Annotated in this window: 14 protein-coding genes and 1 riboswitch; of the genes, 2 read left to right on the top strand and 12 right to left on the bottom strand. The window is 68.5% G+C overall.

Translation table 11 applies throughout. The features are described from left to right. Nucleotides 1-5 precede the first annotated feature (5 nt). Entirely contained in the window at nt 6-1634 is a 1629-nt protein-coding gene (locus ACTMMA_RS11400) for a DUF6270 domain-containing protein (RefSeq protein ID WP_441190253.1), read from the top strand. A 42-nt stretch (nt 1635-1676) separates the two neighbouring features. Here ACTMMA_RS11400 and ACTMMA_RS11395 read toward each other — a convergent pair whose 3' ends face one another. Continuing rightward, nucleotides 1677-2771, bottom strand: a complete 1095-nt coding sequence (locus tag ACTMMA_RS11395; protein ID WP_441190252.1) for an integrase core domain-containing protein — start codon at nt 2769-2771, stop codon at nt 1677-1679. Beyond that, nucleotides 2768-3112 carry a hypothetical protein gene (locus ACTMMA_RS11390; RefSeq protein WP_441190251.1) on the bottom strand — a complete coding sequence of 115 codons (345 nt, stop codon included), beginning with the start codon at nt 3110-3112 and terminating at the stop codon, nt 2768-2770. The genes ACTMMA_RS11395 and ACTMMA_RS11390 overlap by 4 nt, the downstream gene beginning before the upstream one ends. A gap of 214 nt (nt 3113-3326) precedes the next feature. Here ACTMMA_RS11390 and ACTMMA_RS11385 point away from each other — a divergent pair, with 214 nt between their 5' ends. Next, nucleotides 3327-3920, top strand: a complete 594-nt coding sequence (locus tag ACTMMA_RS11385; protein WP_441190250.1) for a bactofilin family protein — start codon at nt 3327-3329, stop codon at nt 3918-3920. 61 nt (nt 3921-3981) lie between these two features. Here the strand turns inward: ACTMMA_RS11385 and ACTMMA_RS11380 are convergent, their stop codons facing one another. The 10 genes from ACTMMA_RS11380 to ACTMMA_RS11335 all read right to left on the bottom strand — a co-directional run bounded on the left by ACTMMA_RS11380 (nt 3982) and on the right by ACTMMA_RS11335 (nt 19529). After that, nucleotides 3982-4749, bottom strand: a complete 768-nt coding sequence (locus ACTMMA_RS11380; RefSeq protein ID WP_441190249.1) for a DUF6270 domain-containing protein — start codon at nt 4747-4749, stop codon at nt 3982-3984. Next, nucleotides 4746-9254 (bottom strand): glycosyltransferase, encoded by a 4509-nt coding sequence (locus ACTMMA_RS11375; protein WP_441190248.1) that lies wholly within the window; start codon nt 9252-9254, stop codon nt 4746-4748. Before ACTMMA_RS11375 ends, ACTMMA_RS11380 begins: the two co-directional genes overlap by 4 nt. Before the next feature lie 39 nt (nt 9255-9293). After that, a complete protein-coding gene (locus tag ACTMMA_RS11370; protein ID WP_441190247.1) occupies nt 9294-11300 on the bottom strand; it encodes an ATP-binding cassette domain-containing protein in 2007 nt (668 codons plus the stop codon). Then, complete coding sequence (locus tag ACTMMA_RS11365; protein WP_441190246.1) at nt 11287-12150, bottom strand: ABC transporter permease; 864 nt, start codon at nt 12148-12150, stop codon at nt 11287-11289. The genes ACTMMA_RS11370 and ACTMMA_RS11365 overlap by 14 nt, the downstream gene beginning before the upstream one ends. A gap of 2 nt (nt 12151-12152) precedes the next feature. Continuing rightward, entirely contained in the window at nt 12153-13910 is a 1758-nt protein-coding gene (locus ACTMMA_RS11360; RefSeq protein ID WP_441190245.1) for a glycosyltransferase family 4 protein, read from the bottom strand. Continuing rightward, entirely contained in the window at nt 13907-15169 is a 1263-nt protein-coding gene (locus tag ACTMMA_RS11355) for a glycosyltransferase family 4 protein (RefSeq protein WP_441190244.1), read from the bottom strand. The genes ACTMMA_RS11360 and ACTMMA_RS11355 overlap by 4 nt, the downstream gene beginning before the upstream one ends. A 13-nt stretch (nt 15170-15182) precedes the next feature. Then, on the bottom strand, nt 15183-16418 hold the full coding sequence (locus ACTMMA_RS11350) for an SGNH/GDSL hydrolase family protein (protein ID WP_441190243.1): 1236 nt from the start codon (nt 16416-16418) through the stop codon (nt 15183-15185). Then, complete coding sequence (locus ACTMMA_RS11345; protein ID WP_441190242.1) at nt 16415-17308, bottom strand: MraY family glycosyltransferase; 894 nt, start codon at nt 17306-17308, stop codon at nt 16415-16417. The genes ACTMMA_RS11350 and ACTMMA_RS11345 overlap by 4 nt, the downstream gene beginning before the upstream one ends. Further along, nucleotides 17305-19122: an SDR family NAD(P)-dependent oxidoreductase gene (locus tag ACTMMA_RS11340; RefSeq protein ID WP_441190241.1), complete on the bottom strand. Its 1818-nt coding sequence runs from the start codon at nt 19120-19122 to the stop codon at nt 17305-17307. The genes ACTMMA_RS11345 and ACTMMA_RS11340 overlap by 4 nt, the downstream gene beginning before the upstream one ends. A gap of 128 nt (nt 19123-19250) precedes the next feature. Beyond that, the gene (locus ACTMMA_RS11335; protein ID WP_441190240.1) at nt 19251-19529 is read right to left on the bottom strand and encodes a DUF4235 domain-containing protein; all 279 of its coding nucleotides are present in this window, start codon (nt 19527-19529) and stop codon (nt 19251-19253) included. A gap of 37 nt (nt 19530-19566) precedes the next feature. Beyond that, nucleotides 19567-19671: riboswitch (TPP riboswitch) on the top strand. Nucleotides 19672-19696: the final 25 nt, after the last annotated feature.

Here is a 19696-nt window from a genome sequence, read left to right as displayed (position 1 = left end):
GGCCGATGAACACCTTCATCTTCGGGAGCTGCGTTTCACGCGACACCTTCGGCTTCCTCGGTGACGACTTCCACCTGACGCGCTACGTCGCACGTCAGTCGGCGATCAGCGCCTCCACCGATGCTTCTGCCCTGCTGGCCAAGCTCAAGCCGATTGACTCCCCATTTCAGCAACGAATGGTGGTCAATGACCTCGCTGGCGACCTGCCAGTGGCCCTCGAGTCAGTGGCCGACGAGATTGACGTCGTCCTGGTCGACCTCATCGACGAGCGCGGCGGGGTGATCGATACCGGTGGTGGGCGATTCGCTACGAAGCTCTCGGAGTTCTGGAGTGCCGGTGGTCGCGAAGCGGTTTCGGGTATGACGCAATATCCCTTCGGAAGTGACCAGCACTTCGCACTTTGGCAGGAAGGGGTGGACAGGTTCGTTGCGCAGCTTGAGGGGCTTCGTTTGAAGGACCGGACCCTCGTGCTGAGGACGCCTTGGGCCAGCAAGTTCGAGGATGGGCAGGTCCTGGAGGTCCCAGAGTGGATGATCCACCCTGCGGATGCCGACCAGATGTACGTCCGCTACTTCGGTCATCTCAAAGCTCAAGGCCTTCAGATCCTAGAGCTTCCTACGGACCTGGCCCGAACCCCCCGCAACCATCGGTGGGGGGCCAGTCCCTTCCACTATATCGACGCCGCATACGAGTTCCTGGCTGATGGCATCAAGGAAGCTTTCCGACAGCCCCGCCGTCCACACATGGAGCGACGTAATACGGCTGAGTGGGGGGATTTTTCAGATTTTTCGAACGTCTCAGAGATCGAACGGACTGCGCAGCTGCCCGAGCTCATCACGCTGTGGCAGGGTGGATTCCCCATCGATCTCATGGTCGAGGACAATGGCGCCGCCACCACCCTCGTCAGCTTCCATGCTGCCCTGGGTGGGTCTGGCTTGCAGCCTCCTGTATTCACGGGACGAGCCATCTCGGCCGGGATTGGGGTCAACCGGGTCTTCGTCTCCGATCCGAGCCTTCTTTCCTCCAAGGATCTCGGACTGGCCTGGTACCTCGGCACCCAGGAATTGGATCTCACGGACGTGCTCACCCGGGTGCTCTCCACGCTTCAGACCAAGCTGGGTGCCCAGCACCTGGTCTTCTTCGGGATGTCTGGTGGCGGTTTCGCCTCGCTGAACCTCTCTCACCAATTCCCGGGATCCTTGGCGGTCCCGGTCAACCCTCAGACGAGGATTCTCGACTACGCGCCCGTGCACTGGCAGGCCATGGCGAACGCCTGTCTGGGGACTCGGTCGGAGGATGAGGCGCGTCGGGCCCTGGAAGCGCACCCCCGAGCAGACCAACGGCAAGTGTACGAAGCTGGTTTCGACAACTACGTCATCTATGTGCAGAACTCGGCGGACGGGCACGTCTCGAACCAGATGGTGCCATGGCTGGAGGCCGTGGGCTGGTCCGAGCGTGCACCGGTTCTCATGAGGGACTGGGGGCAGGGGCACAAGCCACCACCTCCCACATACCTTCGGGAAATGCTCTCCAAGATTGCGGGAGCCGAGGGTAGGTGGGCTGGGCTCGCCGATGTCTGGGGGGCAGAAGTCCGACCTAGTCGCCAGTGGGTGCGAGAGCTCTCGGGTCGCTGAAGTGAGGTGTTTCAGCGTTAATGTCCGCTTGAAGCGATGCGATCAAACCACATCCGGATCCTCTGGGTTGGGTTGATTCTTTCGTTGGTCTCGGTGGTAGGCAAGTCGCTGGCGGGCGGCCCTTGCCAGCCCGTCCCGGCGGGCCTGGCGGATGGTCTCGGCGCGGCCTTCGTGCTCGTCGTCGGGGGTGACGTAGCCGAGGGAGGAGTGCAGCCGGGCGGAGTTGTACTCGGTGCGGACGACCTCCAGCTCGGCACGCAGCACGGCGGGGTCGGTGATCTTGGTCAGGTGCGGCCACTCGTGCTTCACGGTCCCGTTCAACGACTCGATCCACGCCTGGTCGGTCGGGGTGGAGGGCCGGCCGAAGTGCTGGGCGATGGCGACCATGGCCATGAACTTGCGGGTGTTCGCCGAGATCATCTGCGAGCCGTTGTCGGAGACGGCGAGCAGGATCGGGGTGAGCTCGTCCTCACCGTCCAGGGCCAGCGCGCGGTCCAACGCGTCGGCCCGCTGACGCGCGACCTCGAGCAGGCCCTCGACCTCCAGAGCCTGCTCGAACGCGAGCTGGACCTGGGTGTGGGTTTCCTCAGAGGAGACGACGGTGGTGATCCACTTGCGCGAGACCAGATCCTCGATGAACAGGGCGCCCACGCCGGCGGCGGTGAAGTGCGTTGTGTCGTAGATCCAGATTGAGTTCGGGGTGTAGGAGGCCCAGTCCGGGAACGGGTGTCGCTGGCCCGCCGAGGGCCGCGGCGGGTGACGAAACCGCAGGTCGTGATCGTTCAGGACCCGTCGCACGGTGGACGGCGCGGCCCAGAAGAGGTGCTCGTAGGAGCCGCGGTGAGCGAGGCGACGGTGGGAGAAGTCCTTCTCACCGAAGGTCTCGAACGCGGACACGATGGCCTCGATCTCGGCCGGGGTCAGGGCGTTGACGCTCGCGCCACGGCGGGCATCGACGAGCCCGATGTCGCTGTCCCGCCGCCGGGTCCAGCGGCGGGCGCGGCGCACGTCCAGGCCGAGCACGGCGCAGGCCTTCTCCATCGGCCAGCCGGCCTCGGTGGCGTGCTCGACCAGGCCCAGCAGCGACTCCTTGATGCCGGCCTCGACCCGGGCCGGAACAGGTGCGGTGGGAGTCAAACCGAGCCCCCTTTTCCCTCGACCAGCGTCAGCTTCACCGCCAGCTCCTTGACCGCCTCGGAGAGCCGTGCGATCTCGGCGTTGGCCTCCTCCAGCTCGATGTCCCGCGGACTCTTGCCGGGCGTGCCGGGCCGGGAGGCGGCCAGCGCCGCCAGCGCACCGTCCTTGGCGACCTGCCGCACGCGGATGATGGTGGACCGGTCGACACCGGCCTCGGTAGCGGCCTGGGCGATCGTGGCCTCGCCACGAACCAGCCGCAGCCAGATCTCATACTTCGCCGACGGTGACAGGACCTTCTTCGGTCGCCGCCGCCTCGGCGTCGAGGCGTTGTTGCTGCTCATCGTGCACCCTCCTGAAGGTGTCACGAGGACCGTATCGATGTGGTTTGATCCAGCGCGTCAAACCGGACACGAACGCTCAATCAACTCAGAAGCTACAGGCTGCCAGGTGAAAGGTGAGAGGACTCTCATGCCACTCTCACCACGAGTTCATCAATCCATGGTCGACTGGGCCTATCGGCGGGCCACGGGGGCCGGCCACACCCAAGGAGTGCTCATGAAGACGTTCAAGAAGGCTCTCACAGTGGTCGCAGGCGCGGCGATCATCTCTGGTTCGACCCTCGTTGCCCTACCTGCGTCGGCCGGTGACATCACCTGCCGCACCACCCTGACCAACCGCACCATTGACGGCAACGTCAACGTGCCGGCAGGTGCCAACTGCACCCTCAAGGGTGTCACCGTGGACGGCAACGTGAAGGTCAACTCGAATAGCTACGTCAACATCACCGGAAAGTCCAGGATCAAGGGCAACGTCCAGGCTCAGGGCCAGCGCCATGTGCTAGTGCAGGGTTACAGCCGCGTCGATGGTGATGTGCAAGCCAAGAGTGGGAACTCCGCCTACGTCGGCGTCGCCTACGTGGACGGTAATGTCCAGATCGAGCAGAACTTCGGCAAGATCACCGTCGGGTCCAGCCAGATCAAGGGCGACGTCCAGCTCTTCTCCAACCGAGGGCGGAACTCCGCTTACACCAAGACTGTTTTCAATAATCGCATCGGTGGAAACCTCCAGTGCAAGTCCAACACCCCGGCGCCGTACGGCGATAACAACCGGGTGGAAGGCAACAAGGAGGACCAGTGCCGTCGTCTCTGACGGGACGCTGAGCACGGATGCGGTTACTACGTGGGATGCGGCTCCAGGGCCGCATCCCACGTCATTTGCTCAGGCGTGCAACGGGCCTACCGGCAGCCTGCGAGACCTGCGCGGCCAGAGCGGTATACGTAGCGTGGTCGTAGTGGAAAGGCGCTGGTCCCCATCGATGGCTGCGCGAGGCGCGCGGTGGCGAAGTCAGGTCGCGGACCACGTGGATGCCGAGCCGGGCCTCCACCCTTGCGTGGTAAACGTCGAAGAGGTCGTTTGCGTGGTCTGGCGTCAGGCCATACGAACTTGGAGCAGGCTGGCCATCGGGGAAGTGAGTCGCCCAGGGTGGTGCAAGGAGGAGCGTGCGTGAGCGGAGGTCGAGCTCGTCGAGCAGGTCTGCGAACTGCCCCAGATTCAGCTCGAAGCGTTGGCGATGAGCTGGCGATCCGAAGGGGACGTGGGGATGAGGCCGCAACTCCTGGTCCAGGCCGGTGGACAGGGAATCCACCGAACGGGTAACGATGCTGGCGTTCGGCAATCGATACAGGCCGAGCCGCTCGTCGCACAGATCCCAGAGCAGTAGGTCTATCGAATCTTGATGCTGGCGGAGCGACTGAACCAGGTTTCCCCGCCAGTCGCCCACGAGCATGCGCCTCTGGAAGTTGGACGATGTGCTGAATGGTGGGACAGCTAGATCGTTCGGGGTGGAGAACGCGCTGGCCAGGGACTGGCGGGCGATGTAGTGGCTGAGTTCGAACCTCTGCGGGTCCAAGAACTCGAACGTGTCCCGCGAGACACAGCTCCCGTAGATGAAGGTGCGTATTCTCGGGATGGGAGTCACCGGCCTACTGCCGCGGTGTCCGCGGGAGCGACCGCGGCCGTGATCTGATCCAGGAGTGCTGGCAGGACTACTGTGGCTGAGTATCTATCGCGGATGACCATTGCCTCGTCGGTTGGCTCCGTGTTCAGGACCCTTTCGACGAGTTCGTCGAGGTCTGCGGAGAGCCAGTCGGTGGGGTAGAGATGCTCTGCTCCAGGCCAAGCGAGCACTGCGGGCAATGCCCCGGACGCAGCGCCGTCAGCCACGGTGAAATGGAAGGACTCGTGGTCGCTCACCGAAACTGCCACCCCGACCTGGCGGAACCATTCGGCCATGTCGTCACCGTGAGGGTCCCAGATCACAGCACCGGGGTCGCTGTCGTTGATGGACGCGATGCGAGCCTCAAGACCCTCGTAGTAGGCAAGCTCCCCAGGAAGGTTGCCGAGCCATGGATAGTGGTCCGGTGTATGACCCTTGATGCGAAGGCGGTACCGAGGATCCCTCTCGCGTAGGCGCACGAGGAGGTCAAGCGCGAGGTCGGGGCGCTTGGAGCTCGGAACTGCTCCCACGAACCCGAGGGTATGACGAGACTCACCGGTCTTGGGGCGCTCCAGAGCATCCACATCGACTGGATTGGGGATCACAATGCTCGTCTCGCGAGGAACCCCATGGCTGGCGACTGCCGAGTCCAAGATGGTCCGCCCCACGAAGATGAAGCGGTCGACAGCCGAGTGGTTGATCCTTCGGAGGTAGTCGCGCCGAAGTTCTTGCGCGTGGACTCGGACGAGAAGCCGCTGGTGCGGGTGGAGGTGCTTTGAGTACCACACGGCGTTGCCGAGGCCCCACTCGCAGAAGACGACGTCCGCCTCTGCCAACAGCTTCCGGGATCGCTCGGGGTCATGGGCGCTGTGAGATCGCCACTCGTCCAGCACCACCGTCAGGCCCCGCTCCTCCGCCGCTCGGATCAGGGGCCGCGCGAACTTCAGGTCATGGCCCGCGATGAGTAGTCGCGGCTGCTTGGCCAGCGCTGGTTCTCGCCTGGGCGAGCCGAGTTCCTCAGGTCGGACCCTTGCTGGACGCGACAGCATCATGCCGTGTGCATCCGCATCACTAGCCAGCATGAGCACGGTGGTGTCATCTGGCGGTGGGCCGTCGGAGGGCCGCGCATAGGGAGGTTCCGGGGTGAGGGAGTCGTCAGCCCCGACCCAGGACCACCTTCCCCACCGAGTTGCGTGCAGCAGATCCTCCGCGGTCGTGCGGTCGAGCACGTCATGGACCTCCAGGATGGCTCGATCATGGTCCGGCTCGGGATGACCGGTCAGGATCGAGACACCCGCTGGGAGATCTAGCTCAGGCACATGACCATCCCCACAGTAGATCGTCGTGGGGAGTACGCTCTGCGCCGAGATGCTGGAAAGGACCTCCGCGGAGGTCTGGTGAAGCCGGATGTCGTAGGTGGGAAGCGCGGGAGCCTGCACGCGCAGACCAGCTGTGCGCGCCACGATGGTCAGCGCCGTCCCCGCGGTGTGAGCACGCAGCACCGTGCGCATCTGCAGCCATGCCTCCGCGCGTCGGGCTTCGGGCGACGTCGTCCAGGCTCGGAGCCAAGAGCGCCACACCTGCACCTGATCGGAGCAGGCGAGTGCGTCCCCGAAGGTCTCTGTGATACCGCGCCCGGCTGCGCTGAGGATGACAGCGCCGCTGGCTGCGACCTCGACCACTCGGCGGGAGAACATCGATGGGGAATCGGCGACGGAGTTGACGTTGAGGTTCGCGATGTGGGATTTGTATGCGTCCAGAACCTGGCCGTATGGCAGACCGCCCATCACATAAGGCTGAAGGTGTGGCGGGAAGCGATACGGGGAGTCGGGGCTGTCCGCCTGGCGATCGTAGATCGTGAGGCCGAAGGGCGCGGCGGTGTCGAGCAGCTTCGCGAGTTCCTTGCTGCGCTTGGGGTAGCGCTCGCCGTAGAAGGTCCCGGCGTAGCTCGCACCGCCACGGAATGGCGTAGAGGCCGGCAGTGGATTGTGGATCGTGGGCGCTGCATAGAAGGGGAGAGCGGACGCTGTCTTGGCCCGGGTTGCCGCTGAGAGGTAGGCCGGGATCATGTCTGCGTCGGTGGTGAAGATGTGGTCGCATTCCACCGCAGCCCGCAAGAACCGGTTGAAGTGGACGGGGTCCTCCTTGTTCCAGAAAACCGTGGGGATCCCGGACGCGCGGCAACTGTCGATGAGCGCACGGAAGTCTGCGTGCTCCTCGTCGGAGTAGTAGCCGATCCCGCGGTGCCAGGGGCTGCTGTTGGCCCAGGCTGACTCGATAAGTACGAGGTGTGGCCGCACGCGGTCCAACTGGTCCCCCCAGCCGTCCCGGTCCAGCTCGGTCACGGAGACCTCCGCAGCGAGCGTCGTCGTCGTGAACTCGTCGGCCACGACGGCGACGCGCAGATCCTTGAGCGGAATGCTGCGGCCGCTACTGGCGGCGTCAAGGTGGAAAAAGCCCGCTTGAGCGTGGGCTGCGACGATGTTCTTCCCGAGCTGGACCCAGGTGCGCTCTTGCACGACCCACCGACGGGCGTGGCGCCCCAGTCTGCGGCGTGCGTCCGCGTCCACCAGCAGCGGGCGTAACTGTGCCGCGAGCGCGAAAGGGTCGTCGGCACGATGGAGGACCGCCCGCTTTCCGTCCAAGCCTGCGATGGACCTGTTCGGTGCGACATCGGAGAGTACGACGGCGCGGCCCGCCGCCATTGCCTCCAGCGGCTTCAGCGGGGAGACGAGCTCAGTGATGAGGGTGGACCTCCGGGGACAGACCACGACGTCGAGGACGCTGAGAAGCCGTGGAATGTCAGAGGCTGGTAGTCGTCCCAGGAAGGATACGTGCTCCATCCCCCGTTCCTGGGCGATCTCACGAAGTTGTGGCTCTGCGGTTCCCGACCCTGCGAGGACCAGGTGGTGAAGCACCCCCTCGTCGTGCAGCGCCGCCGAAGCTTCAAGGAGGTCGTCGAGGCCCTCGTAGTCAACCATGCTGCCCGCGAAGCCGATGGTGGGCAGGTCCGGCTCGCCGGACGAGTGGGAAGCGAAGCGACGCCGCATCCTCTCGTCGGGGTAGAGGGGGGTGAACTGTTCCGTGTCCACACCGTTGGGCAACAGACTGATCTGGTCTCGGGCGACGCCTCGGCGGATCAGCTCGTCCGCCACCTCCTGAGTGATGGCGAGCACGTGGTCGGCCTCGGTCGCGACTAGGGTCTCGAGCTGCTTGGTGATCGCAAAGCGATCTCCTTGATCCCAGTCCGCCTTGGCCGACGCTTCGGTCAGCTCCCAAAGTCCGCGCACCTCATACACGAACGGCAGGCCCAGCCGGCGTGCAGCGATGAGAGCCGCGAGGCCGGTCCGATAGTTGGACGCAGCCTGGATCATGGAGGGTCGGTACAGGCGAGCCTCGCGGACGAAGGCGTCTGCCATCTGAAGCACGATCCGGTCCGGCGGGTCTCGGTGCTCGTTCGGGCCGGTGAGGTGGACATAGTCCACCCTGTCGATCGGTGTGATGCTTCGCCGGCGAGGAGGCGCCGGCACATCTGTCTTGGTGTCCCACGGGTATCCGGCGCGGCCGACGACGCGGACCTGCACGCCGTTGGACACGAGCGCAGAGGCAACGCCACGGGTCCGGGTCGAATAGCCATTGGAGTTGTAGGCCGGGGTCGAGTGGACGCAGTACATGAGCCGGTTCCGCTCGGGCACGTAGGCGACCCCGAGGGACCGGTCCGGGATCCATCCCCGAGCGTCCGCGGCGATGCGCCGGGCACCAGCGATCCGGCCGGTGATGACCTTCGTCGCCGGGGTGAGGGAGTCGGCGAGGTCGGGCCACGCGTCGAGCAAGGCCGCCGGCTCGTGGACCAGTCCGTGGCCGAACCAGGCACGGTTGATGACGTAGCCCAGCGCCTCTGCCGTGGGCCGCTCGTCAAGTCGCTGCTTGAGCTCCTCGTAGGTGCACTCCGACGGCCGCTTCTGCCAGAGCCTCAGGGGCGTTGAGAGGGCGGTCGACCCCGGCCTCTTCTCAGCCGTAGGTGTTGAGTCAGCATCTGGCGTCCGCGTGGTTTCAGCGGCCGGGATCGTAGCGATGTTTTCGGTGAGAGACGTCTGGGCTGCGGGCTCACGCTGACGAGTCAGGCGCTTGAGGGTGCCGAGTGGGTCGCCAGCTGCCCGGCTGAGGCGGAGCGCCCGGGAACGTCGAAGCCTGGCGAGGTCGTCCTTGAGGCGCCTCGTCTCGGCACGGTAGGCATCCAGGGCTGCGTTGGCGGAGCCCAGTCGTTGGGTAAGGTCAGGCACGGCGCCTGCAGTCGTGCGCTCTCTCCGGAGCTCCTTGCGTAGTTGCTTGAGTTCCTTCTCGAGCTCTTCGACCTTCGAGCGGAGCCGTCTATCCCGGGCCACCAGGCCGGTGTACTTGGTGTGCAGGGACGCTGGGTCGCTGACGAAGTCCGCCAGGATCTGGCTGCGGTGGACCTCATGATCCCGTGACTCGTCCGGGTACATCCGTCTTCTCTCCTCGATGCCCGTGGCGCTACTCAGCGATTACTGTAACTGCCGGGAAGTCTCGGCCTCGCTCATTCCCAATGCCTGGGTCAGGGGGCCTTCGAGGAGTACGCCGAGTTGTCCGCTGCCTTTGGTAGTCAAGTGCGTGCCGTCCCTTGTGAACTCTGGTCGAAGTGCGACCCCGCCCTGGCTGGTGAGATCCGACAGGTCGACGAAGTGGGTCACGAGCCCCGAATTGGTGGGATCGGGCAGCGACCGGAGCCACTCGTTGTAGTCTCGGCGCACCCCGGCGACGGCTTCTCCCTTCTTCTCCGCAGGGGTCAGAGATACCAGGATGATAGGTACTCCGTAGGCAGCGATCTTGTCGATCGTGCCCAGATAGCGTTCCTTCATCTCGTCGAGCGTCCGGTTGCGGGTCAGGTCGTTCTGACCCATGAAGTGGACAATGACGTCCGGACGCTGCCGTCGATATAGGGACCACCACCAGTCACGCGGGTTTGCCCACTCGACCATGCCCGTGCCGGGGGCCGACATCAGGACAGGAATGGCGTTGTTGGCGCGGGCCCACTGCGCCAGGGGAGCGTCGTGGACCGGAAGGTCGTTGCCGACTCCGGTGGTGATCGAATCACCCCACATGGCTACGACGGGCGTTTCCCTGGCCAACTCGATCTCGAGCCACCACACGAGCGGCACCTGGACGTTGCTGCGCATCTTCGGGAGTGCTTCCATCTGCTCGGCATCAACCGAGTTCCCGTAGGCGACCCAGGCCCCTGCCGTAGACACCTGGACAGATCCGCTGTGGGAGACCACTCCGGCGGACAGCATCATCTGTCGTCCGCCGCCGATGGGGACCTGGCTCCACTCCGTCACGTGCTCCCTGCCGGAGGCCGAGAGTTGAATCGGCCCGGAAACCGACGTCGGGGGAGCGGAGAACGTCCCTCCCCAACCGCGACCGACCCAGACGCCCGTCAACTGCGCTTCCCGACCACTCGCTTCGGCGCGGTCGTTGTAGTTGCGGACGTGCAGTCTCCACCTCTTGACCTCGGGTCCCAGCTGGAGAGGAAATCGCACCACGGCCGCTACGCTGGTCAGGGGGCGTCCGAGAGCAGAGCAGGACAGCCTTATCATCGTTCGACGCGTGCCCGCCTCGATTACCTCATCCTCGGCCGAAGGGCCGGCTGTGGTGAGTTCCTCCTGGATCGGCGTCCGCTCGTCCAGTTCAGCCTGCAGACTACCGTCCACTGCCTGCCGGAGGAGCTCGCTGGCCAGTTCGGTCTTGCCCTGGGCGACGTTCCACGCCCACCAGCGGTAGGCCCGCGCGATCTCGACGGCCGGTCCGTCCGCGATCAGTTCACCTTGGTTCATCCACAGTGCTCGTGTGCAGGTCTCTTCGATGGTCTGTGCTGCATGAGAAACAAGGAAGACGGTGCCGGCTCGCTTTCGAATCTCATCCATCCTGGCTTCCGCACGTTGCACGGACGCCGCGTCGCCGGTAGCAAGCACTTCGTCGAGCAAGAGGATCTCCGGTTCGAAGGCTGCCGCGATTGCGAATCGGAGTCGTGAGCTCATACCGGACGAGTAGGTCTTGATGGGACGCCTGATGGCGTCGCCGAGGCCAGCCATGTCCAGCACCTGCGGCATGACGTCCTTGACCTCAGCGGGTGCCAACCCCTGGGCTAACAGGCCGAGACGGGCGTTGTCGATGCCTGATAGGTCGGGGATGAGAGCCGCGCCCACCCCGAGAAGGACGGGCTGGGAGGTGGCCGTTACCTGACCGCGGCTGGGAAGATCGAGACCGGCGATGATGCGGAGCAGGGTGCTCTTGCCGGAGCCATTGGTCCCGACGATTCCGATTGCCTCGCCAGCGTGCGCGACGAACGAGACAGACCGCAGAGCATGCACCGTTAGTTTCGGCTCCGGTCTCAGAGAATCGACCAGATGCGCCCCGAAGCGGCCGGAGGGCGAGGGGCGCTTGACGGGTACGTCGAACTTCCTGCTCACTCGGTCCACGACGACTGTGGGATGACCGATCTCAGTGCTGGCCATAGGTTTCTTCCCCCTGCCAGAAATACCAGAACCCGAGCACTGTGGCCGAGATGGCCCAGAGGGACAGGATCAACCATGACCGCCCATCCGGGACGGTGTCGTAGAGGAGGAGGTCGCGGGACATGTCGAGAACCAGGTACATCGGGTTGAGCTTGACGATGGCGAGCCACAAGGGGTCGTGGATGAATCTCTCGACCGAGAAGAAGACGCCGGAGGTGTAGAACCAGAAGCGGCTCAGGAAGCTGACGACGTGCTTGAAGTCCGGGATCGCCGAGCCGAGACGGGCCGCATAGAGCATCAGACCGCCGTTGAAGACCGTTTGGAGCACGAACACGGCCGGGAAGAGCAGCCAGGTCCAGGTGACCGGGGCCCCGGGCGGGACCACGAGGAGGAGCAGCCCCAGGGTGGCGAGGACCGGTGCCATCGACAGCGTCTCGCGCACGAGGCCGGACAGCGGGATCGCTGCCCGGGGGAAGGAGAAGGCCGTGGTGAGACCTCGGCCTCTCGCCATCGAGGTCACGCCCTGGTTGAGGCAGGAGGTGGTGAACTGGAAGAGGAAGATGCCGATGAGCAGGAAGCCGGTGAAGTTGGGGATGCCCCGGTTCACCTTCAGGATCAGTGCGAAGATGATGTAGTACATGATCCCGGACAGGATCGGGACGCCGATGAGCCACAGGTTGCCCAGGAGCATGTCGCGGTTGCCGGAGAAGGCCCGCGCGCGGGAGTCCGCGTAGATGAAGTGCCGTCGGTCCCACAGCTGGCGCACGTAGTCACCGAGCGAGGGCCGGCGCCCCACCGGGAGGAGCGGCGGCGCCGCCCCGGCTGGTGAGGTGGTGGGTGGCACGGGCATGGTCACATCTTCCCCCACGAGACACGCTGATCCCGCCAGGCGGTGGCAGAGGAGTAGCCGGAGGCGTGCCGTCCCACCAGGTGGGTCCAGGTGAGCTCGGCGGCTGCTGCCCGTCCGGCGCCGACCAGCTGGATCAGCAGGTCGGGGTCCTGGTGGAGGTGGGCGAGGGAGGCCGCCACGGCGCTCGCGTCCCCGGCAGGGACGAGGAGGCCGGTCTCGCCGTCCCGCACCAGCTCAGCCAGCGCGGGCAGGTCCGACGCGATGACGGGGCGTCCGGCGCCCATGGCCTCGGCGACCTTCAGCGGGGGCACGAGGCGGGTGACCTCGTGGTCGTGGCGGGGGACGACGACGACGTCGAGGGCATCGAGCCAGCGCAGGGACTCGGCGCGGGGGAGACGTCCGGGGAGCAGCACGTGCCCGGCGATGCCGAGGCGCTGGGCCTGCTCCTTCAGCCCGGGCCAGGCCAGGCCGTCCCCGACGATGGCGACGCGCACGTCCAGGCCGTCCCGGCGGGCCAGGGCGACGGCGTCCAGGAGGGTGTCGAAGCCCTCGTAGTGCACGACCGAGGAGACGGCGCCGACCCAGAGGCCCTCGACGGGCAGCCCGAGCCGACGTCGGGCCTCGGCCGGATCGATGTCGCGCTCCAGGAGGGCCGGGTCGATGCCGTTGGGCACCACCGTGACGCGCGCCGGGTCCACGCCCCGGGCGGCCAGGTCCTGCCTCATCACCTCCGAGAGGGTGATGACGTGGTCGGCCTGGGCCGCGACCTCGGCCTCCCGCGCCCGCCAGGCCGCGAAGCGCTCGCTGCCGTAGGGGTCCGCGTCCCCGTGCCGCTGCCGGCCGGAGGCCCAGGTGCGCTCGAGCTGCCCCCGGACCTCGTGGACCCACGGCAGGCCGAGGGCGCGCGCGGCGGCCTGGGCGGCCAGCGCGTTGGGGTAGTGGGTGGTCGAGTGCAGCACCGTCGCCCGGTGCTCCCGCGCCAGGCGCACCAGGTGCTCGGCCCAGACGTCGACCCGCTCGGCCTCCCCGGGCGGCAGCCCCGCCGGCACGCACCGGCGGTAGGCGATGCCGTCCACGACGTCGACGTCGGTCGAGAGGACCTTGCCGATCGAGACCGGATAGGCCGGCCGCGTGATCGCCGCCACCGCCATGCCGGCGTCCCGCTGGGCGGTGAGGATGGCGTGCGTGCGCAGCGCATAGCCCGATCGCGTCCACGGCAGCGAGTTGGTCAGCACGTGCAGCGGCCGGTGCTGGGCGGTGGCGCCGACCTCCCTGCCCAGGGGCCAGTCCCGCCGGTCCGCCGGCAGCGGGCGCGGACCGCCGGTGAGCGCCTCCAGGTCACCGCGGACGCGCCGGTCCAGCCGGTCGGGGAGGGCACCCTCCTCCAGCAGCTGCCGCAGGCGGGTCAGGTCGCCGGTGAGCCAGGCCCACCGCGCCCGCTGGCCGGCCGGGGCGTCGGGCGCCGGTGCGGTCCCGGCGTGCACCGCCAGGGTCGCCGCCAGCGGGCCGGAGCGGGGCAGGCGCGACAGCCGCTCCCGCGCCCGGTCGGGCCGGTCCAGCAGCAGCTCGCCCCAGGCCCCCAGCACGCCGCGCGAGCGCGTGGCCCGGCCCCCGAGCCGGGACCGTGCCGCCGAGGGCAGCTTGCGGCCCGCCTGTACCGTCAGCCAGGCGAGGTCGTCGCGCGCCATCGCCGCCACCGTGCCGGCCGCCGCGAGCAGGTGCTGGCCCCGCTGCCGGGCCGCTGAGATCCGTCCGCTCACCGGGCAGGCACCCGCTCCGGCCGGGCCGCGAGCATGTCGGTGAGCAGACCCAGGTATGTGGTGCTCGTGCCGGTCTCCGAGGCGTGCTCGGACGCCCAGGCGCGCATGCGCGCCCGGTCGGGGTGGGTCCCGGTGCGGGCCAGGTCCACCCACTGCCGGGCCAGGGCCTCCTCGTCGCCGGGGTCGACCGCGAAGCCGGCACCGGTCTCCTCGATGATCGCCCGGGTCTCGCCGGCCACCATCCCCGAGACGTGCAGGCCCAGCGCCAGCGCCTCGTAGAGCTTGGACGGGACGGCCCACCGCAGCGCCCGCCAGCCCCTGAGGCTGACCAGCAGGGTGTCGGCCCACCGGTAGTGCGCGTGGATCTCATCCCGCGGCACCGGCCCGACCAGCTCGACCGGCACCCCCAGCTCCTGGGCCAGCGGCGGCAGCAGGGACAGGCGCGCCCCGGTGCCGACGACCCGCAGGCGCACGTCCGCGCCGGCGGCCCGGGCCCGGGCCATCGCCCGCACCGCGGTCTCCAGGTCCTGCGCCCGGCCGACCGTGCCCACGTAGACCACGTGCAGCGGGTCACCCTCGACCCGGCCGCGCCGGTCGGTGGAGCCCGGCTCCTGCAGGCCCGGCACCGGGTGGTGGGCGTTGCGCACGGTGGCGACCCGGCCGACACCTCGCCGGCGCAGGACCTCGGTGAAGCCGTCGGTGGTGGTCACCACCAGGTCGGCCCGGTGCTGCACGAAGGTGACGGCGCGGGAGGCGGCGGCGACCGCATACCAGCGGATCATCTGCTTGGCCGAGCGTCCCGGGTTGCGGGCGTCGGCGGCCAGGTCCGGCCAGGCGTCGCGCATCTCCAGCACCAGGGGCCGCCGCAGCAGCCGGGCGGTCAGCCAGCCCGCGCCCATGGTCGGCAGGGCGGGGACGGTCGCGACGACGACGTCGGGGGCGATGGTGCGGCGGCGGCGCCAGGCGGTGACGGTGCCGTGCGCGGCCGAGAGGCACTGGTCGACCAGCGTCGAGACCGCCCGCCCGGAGGTCTCCCGCCAGGCGACCCGGTGGACGGTCTCACCGTGCTGCCCGGTCTCGATCGCCCCGACGGGGGCGTGGGTCCCGGACAGCAGGCGACGGTGCGGGTAGTGCGGCGGGGGAGCGACGACGTGGACCTCGTGGCCCTGGGCGCGGAAGTCGCGCACCAGTGCCGACCACCGCAGCTGGGGCGGCCCCAGCTCTGGGTGGTAATAGTGCGTCAGCAGCAGGATCCGCATCGGCCGCGACCGGTCAGGGGGTCGGCTCGACCGGGTCCGGGTCCACCGGGTCGGTCGGCGCCGGGTCGGTGGGGATCGGATCCACCGGGTCCGTCGGGGCCGGGTCGGTCGGTGCCGGGTCCGTGGGCGGCGGCTCGTAGGGCGGCGGCGTCCACGGCGGCGGGGTGTAGGGAGGGGGCGTGTAGGGCGGCGGTGCCGACGGGACGTAGGGCGGCGGGTCGACGGGGTCCACCGGGTCCACGGGGTCGACCGGGGCGACGGGGTCCGCCGGCGCGGGCTCGGCGTCCGTCGGCTGCACCGGGTCGAAGGGGGTCTCCTCCGCGGGAGCCTCCTCCTCCGGCAGTGGCCCGAGGACCGCCTCGTGGACGACCCGCGCCCAGAACTCGCCGCCGTAGATGTTGACGCTGAGCGGGTCGCGGGTGGAGACGGTCGACTCGATGAGGTCGGCGTCGTAGAAGGCCTTGGCCACGTCGATCAGCCCGGCGTCCGTGCGCTTGGCCCAGCCCCGGACCGCGTCGCTGGTCACCGGCCCGCCGTCCTGGCGCGGCGGCTGGACGATGACGTGCACCTCGGCGTCCGGGTGCTCCTCCTCCAGCGCCTCGGTGAGCTCGGTCAGGTCCTCACCGAGGTCCTCGGGGGTGTTGGAGCGGCCATAGCTGACCAGGACCAGGTCCGGCTCGACCGGCACGAGCAGGGAGAGCCGGTCGGCCGCATACTCGGGCGTGGAGTCGAAGATCGCCGCGTTGTAGAGGGAGACCGTGGCCTCACCCTGCCCGAGCAGCAGCGGCTCGCTGAACTGGGTCGGGTCGTTGGGCAGCGAGGAGCGCAGCTCGACGGCGCGCTGGGTCGAGAGCAGGCGCGACCAGGCCCCCACCCAGTCGTTCTCGTGGGTGCCGGTGCGGTCGCTGAGGACCACGACGGTCAGGTCCTCCCCGTCCTCGTAGCGCTCCTGCACCGTCGGCACGTCCGGCTCGGCGGTCTGCGTCGCGGTCTCGGTCGGGGTGCTCGTGGCGGTCGCGGTCTCGCGGGCCGGGGCGCCGGTCGTCGCCGCGGCGACGTCCTCCTCGGGCGCATAGGGGTCGGTGATGGAGACGGCATCGTCGAGGGACACCCAGTCGCCCCGCAGGGTCGCCCACCAGCCGGAGAACCCGCGCTGCGAGATCCCGATGGCGACGAGGGCCACCAGCAGGACGTTCGCGATGATGATCGCGATCCCCAGGCCGGTGGACTTCACTCTTGAACCGGTCACGACATTCCATTCTGCCGCACCAGCGCACCGGCGACCGCACCCGAGAGGAGGGCGGCACCCGCCCAGAGGCCCGCGACCCGGGCGTGGGACCACGCGGGACGGCGGGAGAGACGCTGGTAGAGGTGCTCGCGGTGGGCCTCGGTGAGGCGCTCGCCACGGGCGGCGCGCCGCACCAGGGTGGAGCCGGTGTCGGCCAGGTAGGGGACGAAGGGGGCGAGCAGGAGGAGCCACCACCAGCCGCCGGCGGCGGACTGCTCGGTCAGCAGGGCCATGGCCGCCAGGCCGCCGAAGAGATAGCTGCCGCTGTCGCCGAGGAACATCCGGGCCCGCGGCAGGTTCCACGGCAGGAAGCCGAGCGCGCCGCCCAGGGCCAGGGCTGCGAGGAGGGCCGTGGCCGGGGCCTGCGCGACCACGACGACGACGGCCCCCCAGGCGGCCAGCGTCAGCCCGGTGATGCCGTTGATGCCGTCCATGAAGTTGACCGCGTTGACCAGCACGGGCACCGCGACCGCACCCAGCAGGGCGGTCAGGTGGTCCCCCAGCAGCGAGCCGACCGCGGCCCCGGCGAAGGCCTGGGCCACGAAGCGGGTGATCGGGCCGACCCCCTGCAGGTCGTCGGCCAGGCCCAGCAGCGAGAGCAGCACGGCCCCGACCAGCGGGGTCCACGGCAGGTCCGCGCCCAGGGCCGTGGCGACCACGGCGGTGAGGAGCACCCCGGCGAGGACGGCGACCCCGCCACCGCGCAGGGTGGGCTGCTGGTGGGAGGAGCGGTGGTTGGGCACGTCCACGACGTCGAGGCGGCGCAGCGCCCGCATCGCCGCGGGCGCCAGGGCGGTGGTGGTCAGGGCCGCGCCGGCAGCGAGGGCGAGGGCCAGGGTGGTGCCGGTCATCGGGTGCGCAGGACGTCCTCGGCCCCGGCGGAGCGGCTCCGCAGCCAGGCGACCAGCTCGCCGTCGTGGTCGCTGTTGAGCACGCCGAGGTCGGTGGGGTCCAGCGGGGGCACGGAGACGGAGCGGATCAGCTCGTGCTCGGTCTCCACCGGGTCGTCCAGGCCGAAGAGCTCCTCGGTCAGCTTCTCGCCCGGCCGCAGGCCGGTGAACTCGATGCGCACGTCGCTGCGCCCGGAGAGCTGGATCAGGGTCTGGGCCATCGAGACGATCTTGACCGGCTGGCCCATGTCCAGGACCAGTACGTCGCCGTCGGAGCCCATCGCGGCCGCCTGCATCACCAGCTCGCAGGCCTCCGGGATGAGCATGAAGTAGCGCTCGACGTCGGGGTGGGTCACGGTCACCGGCCCGCCGCGGCGGATCTGCTCGGAGAAGGAGGGGATGACCGAGCCGCGCGAGCCCAGGACGTTGCCGAAGCGGACCGAGACGTAGCGGCCCGGCTGGGTGACGGCGTAGTGGGCGGTGAAGCGCTCGGTGACCCGCTTGCTGTAGCCCAGGACCGCCATCGGGTTGGCGGCCTTGTCGGTGCTGACGTTGACGAAGGTGCCCACCCCGCTGCGGGCGGCGGCGCGCAGCACGTTGAGGGTGCCCTGGACGTTGACCCGGAAGGCCTCCTGGGGGTAGCGCTCCAGGAGGGGCAGGTGCTTGAGGGCCGCGGCGTGGAAGACGATGTCGGGGCGGTGGCGGGCGAAGAGGTCGTCGACGTCCTCGGCCCGGCAGATGTCGGCCAGCAGCAGGCTCTCGCCCTCGAGGAGGCCGCGGCCGGTGATCGAGAGCTGGGTGGCGTGCAGGGCAGACTCGTCGCGGTCGAGCATCAGCAGCCGGGAGGGGCTGAAGCGGGCGATCTGCCGGCACAGCTCGGAGCCGATCGAGCCGCCGGCGCCGGTGACGAGCACGACCTTGCCGGTCAGCTGGTCGGCGATGGCGGCCTGGTCCAGCCGCGTGACTCGGCGACCCAAGAGGTCCTCCAGGTCGATGTCGCGCAGGTCGGCGAGCTCGGCCTTGGTCTCGAAGAAGCCGTCCAGCGTGGGGAGGACCTTGACCGTGAGCCCGGCATCGGTGGCCAACTGGTTGATCTCGCGCATCTTGGCCGCGTCGGCGTGCGGGATGGCGATCGCCAGGTGGGTGGCCTGGTGGCGCTTGGCGACCTTGGCGAGGGCCTCGATGTTGCCCCGGACCGGCACACCCTCGACACGGAGGCGGCGCTTGGCGCGGTCGTCGTCGAGGAAGGCGACCGGCCGGAAAGAGGCCTGGTCGTCCTCGATCATGTTGGCCAGCAGGCGACGGCCGAGCACGCCGGCGCCGTAGATGATGACGTTGTTGTCCACCTCGCGGCGGACGGCCCTGCGGTAGCGGTAGGAGCGGACGACGAAGCGTCCGGCGAGCATCAGGATCAGCGCGACGGCCCCACCGACCGCCGGGACGGACCGGGGCACGACATAGGGCTGGATGAGGATCGCCCATACGCCGAGCGCGATGCTGGTCAGGAGGGCAGCGCGGGCGACCGCGATGACCTCCTCGAAGGAGCCGCGCACGTGCTTGACGAGGTAGGGGCCGTGGATGATCCCGGCGAGGATGTGTATCCCGGCGGCCGCACCCGCCACGATCCAGGTGTTGGGGACCAAGGTCCGCTCAAGGTCGTACTGGAAGCGGATCCACACGCTGACCAGGACTGCGAGGAACCACGTCACCGCGTCGCCGAACGCCCACAGGAACCGCACGAGCGGCTCGGCAGGGCGCCAGGGCATACGGGACATTCGAGCAACCTCACGGGGGGACGTCAGGAGATTTCGGTTCCTGATGCTCCCAGAGACTCATCCGTTGTGCAAGAGGCGAATGCTAATCAATGTTGTTGCTGTGGCGTGTGCGACACGCCGGGGGGAGATCAGCTCTCGTCGGCGATCTGAGCGGACGACTTGCCCTGGGCCGCGCCGAGGACCTTGGTGGTCTGCCGGTTGGCGAGCATCCTGGCCAGGGCGATGAGGGCTCCGGAGAGGATGGCGAAGAGGATCGCCTCCTTGATGTCGATGTCCGGGTCGTCGGGGTTGTCGGGAACCTCCTTGCCCGTCACGAAGGACCAGGTGCCGTCGGTGGCCTTCTTGGCGATGAAGCTGGCGGCCAGGGCCGCTCCGGTCGTGGCGAGCTTGGCGACGATGTTGCTCATGGGCTCGATCCTGCCACAGAGGCTGTTAGGGTCGAGACCGAAACGACAGGGGAGCGCACACGCGCTGAGAGTGCGGCACCCGCCGCAGACCCTCGAACCTGCTCCGGCTAGCACCGGCGAAGGAAGTCGACTCTCACGGACCCGGCACCCGCCGCGTCCTTCCCCTC

This window comes from Ornithinimicrobium panacihumi, from assembly GCF_052073805.1.
Lineage (GTDB): Bacteria > Actinomycetota > Actinomycetes > Actinomycetales > Dermatophilaceae > Ornithinicoccus > Ornithinicoccus panacihumi.
This window is presented reverse-complemented; position numbering and strand designations above follow the sequence as displayed.